At 32.5% G+C, this 15,222-nt stretch carries 17 protein-coding genes; 12 read left to right on the top strand and 5 right to left on the bottom strand.

Translation table 11 applies throughout. The features are described from left to right. Positions 1–186 precede the first annotated feature (186 nt). From KA369_05795 to KA369_05745, 11 genes are all read left to right on the top strand, one after another. Positions 187–963, top strand: coding sequence for a hypothetical protein (locus KA369_05795; protein ID MBP7735469.1), 777 nt, complete (start codon positions 187–189; stop codon positions 961–963). Continuing rightward, positions 960–2,282 (top strand): MBL fold metallo-hydrolase, encoded by a 1,323-nt coding sequence (locus KA369_05790; GenBank protein MBP7735468.1) that lies wholly within the window; start codon positions 960–962, stop codon positions 2,280–2,282. Before KA369_05795 ends, KA369_05790 begins: the two co-directional genes overlap by 4 nt. 63 nt (positions 2,283–2,345) lie before the next feature. Next, the gene (locus KA369_05785) at positions 2,346–2,708 is read left to right on the top strand and encodes a hypothetical protein (GenBank protein ID MBP7735467.1); all 363 of its coding nucleotides are present in this window, start codon (positions 2,346–2,348) and stop codon (positions 2,706–2,708) included. An 18-nt stretch (positions 2,709–2,726) separates the two neighbouring features. Beyond that, the gene (locus KA369_05780) at positions 2,727–3,935 is read left to right on the top strand and encodes an agmatine deiminase family protein (GenBank protein MBP7735466.1); all 1,209 of its coding nucleotides are present in this window, start codon (positions 2,727–2,729) and stop codon (positions 3,933–3,935) included. 73 nt (positions 3,936–4,008) lie between these two features. Beyond that, positions 4,009–4,839, top strand: a complete 831-nt coding sequence (locus KA369_05775) for a hypothetical protein (GenBank protein ID MBP7735465.1) — start codon at positions 4,009–4,011, stop codon at positions 4,837–4,839. A gap of 82 nt (positions 4,840–4,921) precedes the next feature. Then, positions 4,922–5,965, top strand: a complete 1,044-nt coding sequence (locus KA369_05770) for a hypothetical protein (GenBank protein MBP7735464.1) — start codon at positions 4,922–4,924, stop codon at positions 5,963–5,965. Between the two features lie 184 nt (positions 5,966–6,149). Further along, positions 6,150–6,917, top strand: a complete 768-nt coding sequence (locus KA369_05765) for a hypothetical protein (protein MBP7735463.1) — start codon at positions 6,150–6,152, stop codon at positions 6,915–6,917. An 803-nt stretch (positions 6,918–7,720) separates the two neighbouring features. Beyond that, entirely contained in the window at positions 7,721–7,894 is a 174-nt protein-coding gene (locus KA369_05760; GenBank protein MBP7735462.1) for a hypothetical protein, read from the top strand. A 21-nt stretch (positions 7,895–7,915) separates the two neighbouring features. Beyond that, positions 7,916–8,323: a hypothetical protein gene (locus tag KA369_05755; GenBank protein ID MBP7735461.1), complete on the top strand. Its 408-nt coding sequence runs from the start codon at positions 7,916–7,918 to the stop codon at positions 8,321–8,323. A 9-nt stretch (positions 8,324–8,332) separates the two neighbouring features. Next, a complete protein-coding gene (locus tag KA369_05750) occupies positions 8,333–10,318 on the top strand; it encodes a DUF2779 domain-containing protein (protein ID MBP7735460.1) in 1,986 nt (661 codons plus the stop codon). A 53-nt stretch (positions 10,319–10,371) separates the two neighbouring features. Further along, a complete protein-coding gene (locus KA369_05745) occupies positions 10,372–10,992 on the top strand; it encodes a hypothetical protein (GenBank protein MBP7735459.1) in 621 nt (206 codons plus the stop codon). A gap of 124 nt (positions 10,993–11,116) precedes the next feature. Here the strand turns inward: KA369_05745 and KA369_05740 are convergent, their stop codons facing one another. After that, complete coding sequence (locus KA369_05740; GenBank protein ID MBP7735458.1) at positions 11,117–11,674, bottom strand: hypothetical protein; 558 nt, start codon at positions 11,672–11,674, stop codon at positions 11,117–11,119. A gap of 80 nt (positions 11,675–11,754) precedes the next feature. On the opposite strand from KA369_05740, the gene KA369_05735 reads away from it, so the two are divergent. Beyond that, positions 11,755–11,985: a helix-turn-helix transcriptional regulator gene (locus tag KA369_05735; GenBank protein ID MBP7735457.1), complete on the top strand. Its 231-nt coding sequence runs from the start codon at positions 11,755–11,757 to the stop codon at positions 11,983–11,985. On the opposite strand, the gene KA369_05730 is transcribed toward KA369_05735, so the two are convergent. The 4 genes from KA369_05730 to KA369_05715 form a co-directional block, all read right to left on the bottom strand. After that, positions 11,966–12,400, bottom strand: coding sequence for a hypothetical protein (locus tag KA369_05730; GenBank protein MBP7735456.1), 435 nt, complete (start codon positions 12,398–12,400; stop codon positions 11,966–11,968). The two genes, KA369_05735 and KA369_05730, sit on opposite strands and share 20 nt — an antisense overlap. A 15-nt stretch (positions 12,401–12,415) precedes the next feature. Next, on the bottom strand, positions 12,416–12,721 hold the full coding sequence (locus tag KA369_05725) for a hypothetical protein (protein MBP7735455.1): 306 nt from the start codon (positions 12,719–12,721) through the stop codon (positions 12,416–12,418). A gap of 142 nt (positions 12,722–12,863) precedes the next feature. Beyond that, on the bottom strand, positions 12,864–14,255 hold the full coding sequence (locus tag KA369_05720; GenBank protein ID MBP7735454.1) for a hypothetical protein: 1,392 nt from the start codon (positions 14,253–14,255) through the stop codon (positions 12,864–12,866). 334 nt (positions 14,256–14,589) lie between these two features. Beyond that, on the bottom strand, positions 14,590–15,216 hold the full coding sequence (locus KA369_05715) for a hypothetical protein (protein MBP7735453.1): 627 nt from the start codon (positions 15,214–15,216) through the stop codon (positions 14,590–14,592). Between the last annotated feature and the right edge of the window lie 6 nt (positions 15,217–15,222).

The following is a 15,222-nucleotide window of genomic DNA, read 5'->3' as shown; positions in this document are numbered from 1 at the left end:
AGAAAAAATATATTTTTGACCTAAAAAATTATTCCCGATATTTTTATATTCAGTATATTACATTAATTGAAAGTCAATAAGTCCTTGTTTTTTACAATATTACATTTAGTATTCGCTTGGTTAAATGTATAAAATGCTATCTGACATTGGTGGGGCATTATTGTAAATTAAGTGTAAGGAAATAATATGAATCAAAATAATGAAAATTCTACCAAAGCAAAATATTTTTCAAAAACAGCATTAATAAAATGGAACAAGGGCGACTATGCCTATAAACAATCCTTTATTCAAGAATTTATTGAATCTATTGAATTATTGGCAAATGAAAAATCAGATTTTACTAATAGTGGATCACCTAAAAGGTATAAATTAGAAACAGGTGATAATAAAGAAAAGGCTTATCAAAGAGCAATATTTTTAAAGGGGTCATCGAATTTTTGTGGAAAAGAGATTAAATGGATTGATATGGAGGTTCCAGTAATTCCAGGAGGGAGTCCAAGACGCCCATCTCTTGATTTACTTGGAAAAATTGATAAACAATATGTTATTGTTGAGTTAAAAATAAAAAATGGTAATGATCAAACTGGAGAATGTCCATTAAAAGGATTCGGAGAGTTATTATTTTATAACTATAACTTAGCCAAATATAATAATCAATTAAAGTTACATGAAAATGCATTACTTGAAAATAATAGTAGGTATGACTATATACATGATATAGTTGGAGTGAATGCATTATCAATATTCGCAGCAAATAAATACTATTGGGATTATTGGAGACAAGATGATGAGTTATTTGATAGTATTAAAGAAATAAAAAGAGAAATTTTTATAAAAAAAAGTATCGATATTGTTTTTGCAGAATTAAAAAATGAAGATTTCTCTAAACAGAAAAATGACTCTTTGATTTATAAGCCACAATTGCTGTCGCCTCATAGTATTGATTGGAAAGAAGTAAAATGAATCTCACCATTCACCGCGGCACCCATGAAATTGGCGGCTCCTGTGTTGAGCTCGAAAGTAATGGCAGCCGTATTGTTATAGACATAGGCATACCTCTTGTCAACAAAGATGGGACGCGGTTCAACATTAATGACTACAACGATATTCCTGACCAGGAGTTGTTAATAAATGAAGTCCTTCCTAAAATAAATGGTATCTATAAATGGGATAAGGAATCTACTCCATTAGATGGATTAATAATTTCCCATCCACATGCTGACCATTACGGTCTTTATAGATATTTATCCAACGAATTGCCGGTATATTTGGGAAAGGCGACTGGTGAACTAATAAGAATTACATCTATCTTTGGGAAACAGCATGCACATACAAAGATACTAATCGGAAATCCTAATTATTTTTTAAAAAACAAATCATTCACCTGCGGAAATTTTAAGATTACCCCTTTTATCATGGACCATTCAGCCTTTGATTCTTATGCATTTTTAATTGAGGCCGATGGGAAAAAAATGATCTATTCCGGCGATTTCAGGCATCATGGAAGAAAAAAGTATGCCTTACCACAGTTTGTGAAAAATGTTGGGAAAGGAGCGGATACAATGCTGCTTGAAGGGACTATGATGGGGCGAGAATCAGGAAAAGTATTAACCGAGGAGGATATTGAGGATAAAGGTATAGAGTTATCAAAAAATACTCAGGGTATGGTATTCTTATATTTTTCTCCACAAAATATCGATCGTCTTGTTGGCTTTTATAAAGCAGCATCTTCAACAAAAAGATTGTTTGTTATTGATGTTTATACCGCATATATCCTGTTGAAATTGAGTAAATTCGCGAAAATACCATATCCCTCAAAATCATTCCGCAATATTAGAATCTTCTTTGTCGGGAACTATCTCGATAGACTCCCTGTTGACGAAAAAGAAGAATTCATTAAAGCCATGGCGTGCTATAAGATATCATCTGAAGAAATCATGAGCATGCCTGGGAAAATCATGATGACAATCAGGGGATCGATGATTAATTCATTAAAGAAAATGAATTGCCTGAATGGCGCGCTATTCATTTATTCAATGTGGGAAGGTTATCTTAAAGATAAATCAATGGAAAAAATGATGGAATTCTTGAACAATAATGAGATTCAACGATATATCTTGCATACGAGCGGCCATGCGAGTATTGATACATTAAAACATGTCGTTGAAGCCATAAAACCGAAGTCTCTTATTCCAATCCATACTTTTCGTCCTGATCAGTATAATATATTGGGGCATCATAACATCATAAGACTCAAAGATGGCGAATCTTATATAATTTAACTTATTTTTATTTGATATAAATCCCCCCAAAGAATCACGTCGGAATCTGGAGGTAAAAGGAAAATGGCAGATCGAGATCATTATGAAGGATTTGAGAAGGAAGATAAATTCCATCTCATATTGGCACAAGCCCTGGCTGACTGCCCTGTTTTAAAAGCACGAACAGTAAAGAGAATTATAGCGCATATTGACCCATCCTTCACAAACGATTTATTCAGCGTTCGTCCGTGCATAAGAAAACTAAAATATATTGGATGCGGGTGCGCTGAATCGACCTGTCCACATGATAGTGACAAGTTCTTCAAAGAAGGTGAAATTTACACATCAATAGATTTTAATGGCGGCAGTTACTCGATAGAAGGATATGGAGAAGGCAAAGAAAGGATAGGCTGTAACTATTTTGAATGGATTAAGGACCGACAGTAAAGTTGCGAAGGTTATCTTATGCTGATTACCAAATTTAATTATATGCTTATCCCTGATTGGTCTATCCCGAAAGAATTATTTCTTGTATGGCCTGGAGGAATCGCCAATAGGAATCATCTGGTCCCATTCTATGTTAATTTTATAAAGCATATTCCTGAAACGGTGGGTATATCTTTAATAATCAGTAACAGAGAACTTCGGAATGATATAAATAAAATCCTAATAGAGAATGACATCAATAGAGCGATTTCCTTTGTTGAAATACCTTTTATCAATGGTGGAAAAGCCTATGATATTTGGATTCGGGATTGGTCGCCTCTTTGCGCCGTTGACGATTCAGGCAAAAGTATATATTTAAAAGCAAAATATAGTCCGGCATATCTGGATTCTGATGAAGCCGACCCGAGCGATAATGCCGGTAAGATGCTGGCGGGATTGTCCAATGACGAGAATATCCGATTTCCGCTGGTTTGGGATTTGGGGAATATTACCCATAATGGCAATGGGATGGCGATAGTGACAAATAGGATTATTGCTGATAACGAAGGTTTTTCAAAAAAAGGTATTCAAGAATTATTTTACCAGATGCTTGGTATCAATAAATTGATGTTTATAGATGAGGAACCAGGTGATGCAACAGGACATGTTGACGGTTTGATTCGATTTATTGGCGAAGACAAATTGGTTGTTTCACGTTATCCGGAAATTTGTATCGAAGAAAACAAGTACATCGATGGCGTTAAAAAACAAATCCAAATGGAATCGGATAATGCTTTAGAATTTATAGATATTCCTAATGGGTTATTCATCGATGAATCATCTGAAGGCGTTCCAAGTTCTTTCGGTAATCATATCAATTATTTTCATTTGGGTTCAAGCATTCTGATTCCAATCTACGGTATAGATAGCGATGATATCGCATTATCCGCATTCAAAAAAGCGCTTCCCCATACAAAGATTGTACCCATAGAATCCTCAGCTCTTTCCCATAAGGGTGGTGTATTAAACTGCATAACGTGGGTAACATATGACCCTTATTTACCGCTCTTTACGAGAATGAAGAGGTTGGAAGAATGTATAGTCTGCGACTATCATATCTCATACAATCCGGGACATGTGCTATGCGATTACAAGCTGGTATATATTCAAAGAATGACCGGATACAATAGTGATGGGACTGAAGTGGTTATCGCATGCCCGCTGGTAAAGCCTGTGTCGGAACATTAACGCCTTAATTTGTAAATGCCTGGAATTGAGGATTGATAACATATTATTGATGCAAGCATGAGTGATACAAGAAATGAAGTTAATTGAATTATTGAGAAAATACAAGCATGATATTAGTAGTTATGCATATTTCGGCTTTTCCAATTGGGATAACATGATAGATAAAATAGAGAATTATTCTCTACATGAAATATATCCAATAGATATTGATTCACGTGATGAACAAATATTAACCTTCTTGCTTGTTTGCGGCTATTCAATAATAGGTGAAGCGGGCGTTGAAAAAATTACAGATATTCTTACATCAAATAAAAACAATTCCTTCCACTATAATAAATTATGGTTCAAACCAATTCCGATAAGTCCGCGATTAAATGAAGGACGGTTTCATATTGATTTGGCGCTTGGTAATATTTCATTAAGAAATGATATACAAAGGCTGATCGAGCTTGATATTGCTGAAAATTCATGGGTCTGTTTCTGTGATATGAAATGGTACTCTGATATTTCTTATGGTATCGCAAATGACATTCACAGAAATCAGTTGGCAAGGGCAATAGAAGCTGCTTTATCATTCCAGCGTAATGGCACCTACGTTGATAAAATCTTTATTACTCTCGTAACCCCAGAGATATTTATTAACCCAACAAATAAATCTCGATTATATCAATACAAGTTTCAGGAATATATGGAGAACTCAAACCATATCATTGATGATATCAAAAGGTCCTGTTTGGCTAAGAATGATAAGGATTATAAATGGTTTTATCCAGAAATGATCGAAGAAAGAACGGAAAAATTAAGCCTCCATTGGATGTCTTATGAATATTTATTCAACGAAATTCCGGAATCTCCTATATCAATGGAGTTGAAGTGTTTTTTTGAAGAATGTTTCAGTTGCTAATTTTCTCATTAGCCTGAATCATTCCATGTTGACTCTTTTACTTATGATGAAATAATAATTTTATTCTGTAATACATAATCAAATGACACTTCAGAAAATATTGACTAAATGGATAATCATCCATGGAGAGGGTGGGAAAATTGAATACATTAATGATATATTAAAATATCATATCAAACTGGGAATTGTCAGGAATATAGATGAAGTAGTTCTTATGAAACCAGAACTAAATGATAAAATTAGATATACTATTTTTAACGCACCGGCTACATCAATATTAAACGTAAGCAAGACCCTTTGGGATAAATCAAAGAGAAATGATATTGAAATTCAGGATTATTATGATAAATTCATAAATTATGATTTCAATGAGAGTTTTAGCAGACAATCTTGCGGCAAAGATGGAACCATTTCAATCGAAGATTACATGAGAATGAAAAATAGGCAAAACAGTAATCTTATTGATCGTGATACAAAAGAAACTAATAATGCTTATCATTTTATCAAGTCTGGTTTAAAATCTTTGGTAAAATCAAGGACAGATAAACCAAAAGGTTGTAATATCGAAAACATTAACCCACTTACAATTCAAACTATAAATAAAACCAATATAATAGAAATCCATGATGATATTTATCGATTTAGTATAATTAATACTGATTGTATGGCCCTATTATTGAGAATGAATTTTAATAAAACATATTACCAATGGGTAAATGAATTTTTACCAAAAATCAAGGGTCGGGAATGTTCAGAAATAATCAATGTTGATGATGAGGATATTTCCTTTCCTAAAAATATCAATGCCCATCCTCACTATGGATTATATTATATAGAACCAGGTTTTTCAAAACTAAAATATATATACTTATTTAATAATGAAAGATACATTCCTCTTGATAAAGATATTGATGGTATCCAGGATTTAATTAATGACTGTTTGACTCGTGTATACAAGCATCAGATAAAGCAAATATCTATAAGTGGTGAATGGGGTGAAACAGATAAGGCAGGCTTTCCTATCAATGTTAAAGAGTTGATAACAAATAAATTAAAGCTCTCTATAAGAAATTGGCTTATTGAAAATCAAAACACAAATATAGAAGATATATTTATCGTAATTTAATTTATTTGCCCCCCAAAGGTGTACCATTGAGGAAACGCATGAGATTCGGTTTCATGATGGGTGGCATATAGAGAAAATAGTTCTGTGGCGCACCATGAAGTGCCCTGGACATTGCTGCTGTAGTATTGTGATAATTGGAGTGCGAGGGTTTTGGTATAAATAATTTTTAATATTGGGGGATGGTATGATTATTTGTAAGGATTTAAATGAAAGTGATATAATCAATAGCCTGAAGGATTGGGAAACCAAATGTCCGCCGGCAAAAGATGAACATTGGAAAGATGGACGGAACGCTAAAGAGTTGGGGCGGGCCTGGATTACTGATTTTACTAAACAAGGTGAATTAATTAATAATTTAATAAATCAATATTTTGAATCAAAGATAGATTTCATCATGGTTTCTCCTGAATTTGAAACACGTTTTGATAAATATGGTAGCGGTCGAAAACATGATTTGTTGATAATTGGTCAATTGAATAAAGATAAAATTGTAATCGGTATTGAAGCTAAGGTTGATGAGCCATTTTCAAATAAACTTATAAAAGAATATTTACTGCAAAAGCAATTAGATATATGGAATGGCGAAAATTCAAATGTACCCGCAAGAATTGAGGAATTATTAAAGGCGATTTTCCAGAAGAAATTTACAATAAAACATCTTGAATTGCGATACCAATTAGTTTATAGTATTGCTTCCATCCTTGCTGAAGCGAAAATTAGAAAGGCTAAATATGCCTTTTTTATTATTGAAAAATTTGTCACTGAAAAAATCAACCAGAGACAAGATTCGGTTAATCAGAAAGATCTTGATAATTTGATTTCTGCATTAAGTGAAAACACGATTTCACGATTTCAGGAAAATCATTTGATGGGTCCGTACAAAGTACCAGGCAATGATATGATTCCAAATGATATTGAATTGTTTCTGGGGATGGCAATCAATATTGTTTAAGATTATACTGCATATTTGCGTTTATACCATGGTATAACAAATACGAATATAAATGATGTATATAATGCATTTTTTTCTTTATATTAGGAGTATTTAACGAAAGTAGTAAAATTACTCGATACTGATCCTCTTTTATCCAAAATTTTGAACTGTATTAATTTCAAAATAACAAACGGTCAAATTGTAAAACCTATTACTTAATCTGCCAGCGACTGTCATAAATAATTTATGGGATCCGATAAGTATTACCATCATCCTTATTTCTGGGCTCCATTTGTTTTATATTGATAGATATATTACTTTTTTATACTGCTCTGACTTTTATGATATGGCGACATTTTATTTCTTATTCTTATATTGTTGGATCTGTTCATAAATCAGACTTTGATCTTCGGGTGCTTCTCCGTGCGATAAACCAGAAGATAGACCTTAAAGGTGTATCTTATAATTAACTACCTGATATATTGTAAATAGAAACTATTAAATATATTCATCTGATTACTCCAGATACATTGGTCTGCTTGAAATAAACGGGAATGTCATCATGAATTGCCATGTCGGTCAAAGGTATAAAACATAAACGTGACTTACCAAACAATTAAATTTTATGAACCTCCAATGTTTTCCAACTTGAATAATATTTTTGTTGTTCTTATTTATTCTGATCATGGAGTCGGGTATCTATTAATTAAAATGATAAAATTATTAAAGAATCTTATGGGTATTTACAAGAATTCAAAATAATATTAAAATATTTTAAATTGAAAAAATGATATAAATACTCATCCAAATGGAGATCAACAATGAACAAAGAATCAGAACGATTAACAGAGTTATTAGATAGTATCTATGGAATGCAAATGTTCATTGACGAACGACTTTCTAATGGTTTCATAACGATTGAAGAAGCAAAGCAATCACGATATTGTATTAGATATTTGGCTGATAAATTGTTTTCACTGGATATTAAGCCATAGTGTTTATACAACTTGACAATCATGATGTTGATTGATATATATTCTCCATCAGAAGATGAAAAGAAACCAAACCACTTTGCTTTGATAGTGGGTTATGAGGAAAATGGACGATTATTATTTTATAACCGAATAATTGAAAAGGTTCCCGATATAGCTAAAGATACAAAGTTATTTGGACGTTCATTTTATTGTAAAGATAACATCAATATTATCAAACATAAACTTAGAAATTTCTCATTCTATACAGAAGTAACTTGTCTTAAAGAAACATTCCATATGGATCATTTTAAAGACGAGTATGCAGTTTATCTCTGTTTTTGTGATGATAATGAGTGGTATGCTTATGATCCTGACTGGAAACGATGGATTTCACTAAAAAAGTATTATAATGATGAGATTAAATTGCAAGCAATGGGATTGCTATATTAGGTCTTTGAAATGGATTCTCCAAGGTATTTAACAAAATCATTATTTAAAACTGCCTGTGAATGTGAGACTAAGCTATATTATGCCAAGAAAAAAGAGTATTCCAATGCAAAGCTGGATGATGCCTTTCTTGAGGCTCTGGCAGAAGGTGGCTATCAAGTTGGAGCCTTGGCTAAGTGTTATTATCCAGAGGGCATTGATCTTTCTGATTATGCTGGATATAATAAACCACTGACAAAGACAATCGAGTTGTTGCAAAATGATTCAGTTGTTATTTTTGAAGGGGCATTCAAATATGAGAACCTCTTTATCCGAACAGACATCATTATAAAGAATGGTTCAGGTATTGATCTAATTGAAGTAAAATCAAAGTCATATGGCAGTGATGAAGATGGAAATTTTCTGGATAAAGATGGCAAATATATTTTAAGAAAATGGAGTCCCTATCTTTATGATGTAGCCTTCCAAAAATATGTAATCAGTAAAGCTTATCCTGAATTTAAGATTAGATCATTTCTGATGATGGCAAATAAGAATTCAACAGCAAATGTTGATGGACTAAATCAGCGGTTTATTATTAATAAAAAACAAGACAGGATAAATATAAAAACTGTAGGCGATATATCAAAAACATCCTTCGGCAATGAATTATTGACTAAAGTAAGAGTGGATGATATAATTGATCTAATATTTCACAACAGTGATTCAAAAGAAAAACGTGACAAAGAATTCAGCAAATGGATCGATTACTTATCAGCAACCTATAACGAGGATAAACGTATTGATCCAAAAGTTTCCTCAATATGTGGAAATTGTGAGTTCCACTGCAACAGTGAAGATGATGCATTGCAATACAAAGATGGATTCAAAGAATGTCTTCAAAGGGCATTTGGGCTTAAGCCACAGGAGCTGGATCAACCGCTGATATTTAACATTTGGAATTTCAGAGGAAAGGATGCTTTATTGAATAAAAACACCGTATTTATGAAGGATGTTGGTAAAAATGACATTATAAAATCAGAGAATAATAAGCAACGTAGACTCGACACACAAAATCGCCAATGGCTTCAGATCAGAAAAATACAGGAAAATGATCCTTCACCTTATTTTGATAAAGATGGATTCAAGGAAGAGATGGATTCTTGGGAATATCCCCTCCACTGTATTGATTTTGAAACCTCAGCTGTGGCCATCCCCTTTAATTCAGGAATGAAGCCCTATGAGACAATAGCATTTCAATTCTCCCATCATATAATCAATAAAGATGGTTCCATAGAGCATATAGGAGAATATATTAATACTGAAAGGGGTAAATTCCCAAACTTTGATTTTGTTCGGGCATTGAAATCCGATTTAAGCAGTGATAGTGGAACAATTTTTCGCTATGCCAGCCATGAGAATACAATCCTTAATCATATATACCGTCAGTTACAAAGATCCGACGAGCCTGATAAAAATGAATTATGTCATTGGATTAAAACCATCTCTCAATCGTCCGATAAAAACAACGATAAATGGATAGGCGATAGGAATATGGTGGATATGCTGGAACTTGTAAAAAAGTATTATTATCACCCAGCAACAAAAGGCTCCAATTCAATAAAGGCTGTATTCCCGGCAATTATTAGTACTTGTGACTTTTTAAAAGAGAAGTACAATAATCCTATTGATTCTATACCAGCGGGTTTCACATCAAGGAATTATCCATCTGATTGGAGATGGGTACGGACAAATGCTAAAGGCGAGATTGTTGATCCATATAAATTGCTTCCCTCGATATTTGAAGGAATAGGTGATGATTCATTGGATTTATTTATTTCAGATGAATTCATTGCAGACGGCGGGACTGCAATGATGGCTTATGCTCGGATGCAGTTTTCTGAAGTAAGTGATCTTGAATGTCGTCATATAATTAAAGGACTTTTAAAATACTGTGAGCTGGATACATTGGCTATGGTGATGATATTGGAACATTGGATTACTAATTGGATGAATTAATTGTGAAGCATTAACATATTGTGATATAATAATATATTAATTGGAGATAATCGATGGATTTTATAAAATCAATTCAAACGGCAATTAATAAAGTCATAAATAAAGATAATACTGATTTTACTAATGGAATCAAAGAAATCAATAGGTTGTTTTTTAATCTTAAACAAGAGCGTCATATTAGGGATTTATTGGTAAGTCTATTAGATAAAGAATTATCAAACAATAATTATTTAGTTATTTCTGAATATCCCAGAGGGAAATATGGGCAAGCAGTCGATTTATCAATTATCACTAAGAATAATGATGATAATTTCTTGATTGAAATTAAATATCAATACCCTGGTGATTTTAAAAATAAAATGAATATTGAGAAAATTAAAAACGACATTGTAAAAAGAAAAAATGCAAAATATAATAAAATAAAATTATTTATATTGATAATTCAAGATTGGCAAGATGAAAAAAAGCAGTTTGAAAAGTATATTGTACCATGGAAATTAAATATAAATATAGATAAATATCAGAAAATTAATTCATATGATGATAAAATAGAGACTAAGATAAAAAATTATGGAAAATCAAGTGATCCTGTTAAAGTTGAATTTTTAGTTGATAAACCATGGAAAACGAAGTACACCTTTTTATTATTTTATTGTGGAAATGGAACAGAATGAATTAAATGATGAGACTGTCAGATTAAATCAAATTTTTATTATAAGTTATAACTGCAAATCATTCCCATCCGTGGCTAACTAATCGTTTACGATTAAAAACGATCTTTTCTTTATCTTATATTAATTATTCCAAATTAAATCCTCTGCCAACTTTATTAACAAGATATATTTTTTCTATCGATGTTTTATTTTTATTCAACCAATCCTTAATATATGAAATCATATTCTTTGCAATTTCATCATCTACATTTTTATCGTGACCATGTTCACCAGAACCCAGGATACCATTAAAAGCTATATCCTTAATAGTTGTTTTTGTTATCGTATTCAGGGCGTTGTTAATTAACTCCGGAATGGTGTTTATGGTTTTGGTATCAATCCACGTATTTTCACTATTTGGAAATATATACAAATATTTAAGTTTATTAAATCCTGGAGAGATTTCAAAAAAACGATGATCTGGATGCAAGAATATTTCTTCTGGCAACCCTTCATAAATATGACTACCAGAAATTACATGTAATTTCATTTTACTTATCTTTGGCAAGAATACATGAATCCAATCGGAATACAAACCACTCAAGCCCGATTTTAACCATAGAACAGAACAATCCACATTATTCAAAGAAAACTTAAAAATATCATCGTTAATTTCTAATAATTCAGTATCTTTTATTTTCATCGCTCATCCCCCTGTTATTCGCCAATCACCGTAATATAGTACGGTGTTAAAGTCAATCATAATATGCAATAAATATCTGGATGAAAACGGATAAAGAATTTCAGATATTTTTAAAAAGCCTTGGTGAGCAGATTAAAAAGCATCGTGAAAATGCCGGTCTGACACAAGAAAATATGGCTGACATTATTGAATATAAGTATTTTCAACGCATAGAAAACGGCAAAAGAAATATTACCCTAAAAACACTCTTAAAGATTTCCCAAAAATTGAACATCCATCCCAAAGACCTATTTAACTTTCCAGAAGAATAGAATCCATATTTAATAACTCATCAATTGACACAATGACCTGCTTTTGAGGCAGATCAATATTTAGTAGATCATATCTTGAAAATCCATTATTAACAATCATAGTCGCCCATGATTTTAACAGTTTTAATATTCCTTCATTAGATTCAATGGTATTTATAGTCCATGTACTTTTTTTGGGATAATATCGTATTCTAATATATTTTTTCATAATTAATTCTTTGATAATCTGCTCCCTCGCTCTGCCCTCTACTCCAAGCTCTTCATTCTCTGCAATATATTTATCAGTGACATCCTTAATAGTTAAATGAAACAAAAAAGGATTTTCTATAACTTTTTGGATGTGAGTTTTACTTACAGGAATGATTTCTCCGCCAGGGGTAATCCAAAATGCTTCAATTCTTGGTTCTGAATTCATATATTGCCTGTCCTGTTATTCCATTTTATCAACAATAATTAATTTTCCATCCGAATCATATACTCTATTTCCATCCTTGATTAAAATAAGTCCTCTTTGCAGCAAGCCCCGCCCCATCAGACTGTAATAAAAATCAATTTTGAATAATAATCCGGCATCGAGGAGCTTTTGAAATCCGGATAATATTTCTTCCTCAGTTTGAGGTTCTTTCGCGATTGAGGTGATGAATTCATTATGCTTTACACAGAAATCCATACATTCTTGCAATAAAGCTCTTCGATTTTGTACACGCTCATGAATTTTTTTAAATAATTTGATCATATTACATTACCTCCCCATCATTAATACTTCATAAAATTTACATCTATTTAGCTGCAATTATCTTAAATCTTTCTTAATGAATCTCCTCTTGATTTATTAAATATCAAGAGGAGATTTTATTGAGAAAATACTCTTTTTAAATTTATTGAACGGGGCTTATCGTATCTGCAATCTCCCATTTTGTTCCGTTGTACTTATAAATACAAATACTTCCTGTCCAATATGTGTTACTGTTCAATGGTACTGCATTCAATCCATACATAATCTCATACGGAGCCATTCCTTCATAATCATCTATAACGCTACAGGTTGACATATCCATTTTCCCAACATAGATATATGCTCCATCGTTTGATATATCAGTCAGAGAATTAGCGTTTTTATCATTTACTTCGGATGGCATTCTTTGAAGATTCGTGATATTTCCATCCACATCGACATCCGCAACAACTACATAGGGATAATAGTAGTAATGGGGATCGGTCGTATCGAAATAATATACATCATTTACTTTCACATAATCACGGTCGCACATTTCTCCCAATACTGTGAAATATGCCTTTGTTCCGTCATTGGAAAGATGAAGTCCCGATAAACAAGATGTGCCATACTTTATTTTTGAGTCTTCGATATTACGAGTTATTCCATCCGTGTAATGTATTCCATTAAGAGGATCAATTACTCCGGTTATCTTTGTCGGGGTTGAAAATGTCGTTCCGTCAAGTTTCGACGTAAAAAAAGCGTCTTCATCTTTTCCCGCGCCTCCGACAGTATATCTTCGGAAATAACGTATTCCAAAATACAGCGTGTTTCTTGCGGGATTGTAATCAAGGGAAGAGACTAATGCATCTCTTATGGAATTGCCATACGTTGTTTTAAGAGTCACAAGATAATTTTCAATCGCGCTGAAATCCCAAGTTGTTATCAGCTTATATTGTACTGTTGTTTCCGTTTCGGATTCCAATTCCCACATGTTGAAGTGAAATAACTTTTCTCGCTCTTCTTCAAACATTCTTTCATATTCTATTCTGTTTTCGAGAGTATACGGTACTGTAATAGAATAAAACAGAAGATATTTTTTTCCTTCCTTTTCAATAACGGTTGGAATTGAGTAAGGCGGAATATTTGTTAATTCGTAGAGTCCAGAATAATAATCTTTGGTTTCCCCATAATTGAAAATCAAGGTTCTTACAGTTTTTTCATTGTTAACATACTTGATTTCTTGCATTATGGTTCCCGCCCCTTCTCTGATTCCCATAATGTAAATCGTGTTTGTTAATCCATCTGTTACATCCCTTGAAGGAAGTACAGAATTGCCGATGGACATCTTGCTTGATTTTGCAGTGGGGTTTGGAACTGCAACTGCATTCCCAACTTTGCTGAAAGAAATATCCGTATACACTTTGTAATTGGACGTTGGATTGGAAAGCACACTAAGCAAAGCCAATATAGCCAGGTTGTCATTCAACTTCTTCTTATCGTTGCATCCAAAAAGAAGAACGATGCCGAGAACGATTGTGATAAACTTTTTCATACATTTTCCTCCTACTTAAACTTATTATTTGATCTAAACACACCTTGAAATGGCATTTTATATAATATTTATGTATAGTTACTATTTCTTCTTGCAGGGGACAATTGCCCTTCGCTTCCAATTTCAAATAATGTGAAATCATATCCCTGACGTTTTAATTCTTTAATGCGAAATCTTCCCTTTGATTTTGACATTGCAAACTGCGGTTCGCAACGTATTAAATTCGCTGTATTAATTTCGATACGATATTTTTAGTCTTCAATATATTTTGTCCGATTAATGTTCATGACTCACTCCTATTATATTTTTTTGTTTTGTTATTTTAATTTTTTCCTTATCTAATTTCGAGTTTGCTCCAATGCTTTCGTGCCTCAACACTATGATAGCCACGTGATGTGTTGTTGGCACAAACATATTCCCCGATTATCTCTTCCGTAAAAAAGAATGGTCTGCCTTTAACTCGCGTCATAATTTCATTTTCTTTGCCGAGTTTTATTATGGGATATTCATTTTTCACATGATAGCCAGGAAAAACATCTTCTTTAGTCCCAATAAGGAAAGATGTTTTTCCTCCTTTCGGTATATACAAAACGGAATCCTGTTCAAACTCCTCGCCTAATTCAACAAGTTGTTTTTCGAGTTGTTTATTATTCTTCCAATCGCATACAAAAAATACATGTTCGCCTACTTCCTTTGCTCCAGGTTTATTGTAGTTTTCAATAAATGATCCTTTAACACTGGTGATCTGGTAATTGAGTGACAATAATTTCAATTTCAGCGATTTAGTTCGTTGCTGATTTTCTTTATGAGTATATTCGTTTCTGTATGCCGTAATTGTTCCGGTATCGTGTTCGAATATTTTGTGAACTAATATTCTTGATAATGAAGATTCATTATATTCTATGAATCCTAATTTTCTTAAATATTCTTTAAATCTTGACATGAATTTATTTTCCTTCATATTTAT

The organism is Spirochaetota bacterium, from assembly GCA_017999915.1.
Taxonomy (GTDB): domain Bacteria; phylum Spirochaetota; class UBA4802; order UBA4802; family UBA5550; genus RBG-16-49-21.
This window is presented reverse-complemented; position numbering and strand designations above follow the sequence as displayed.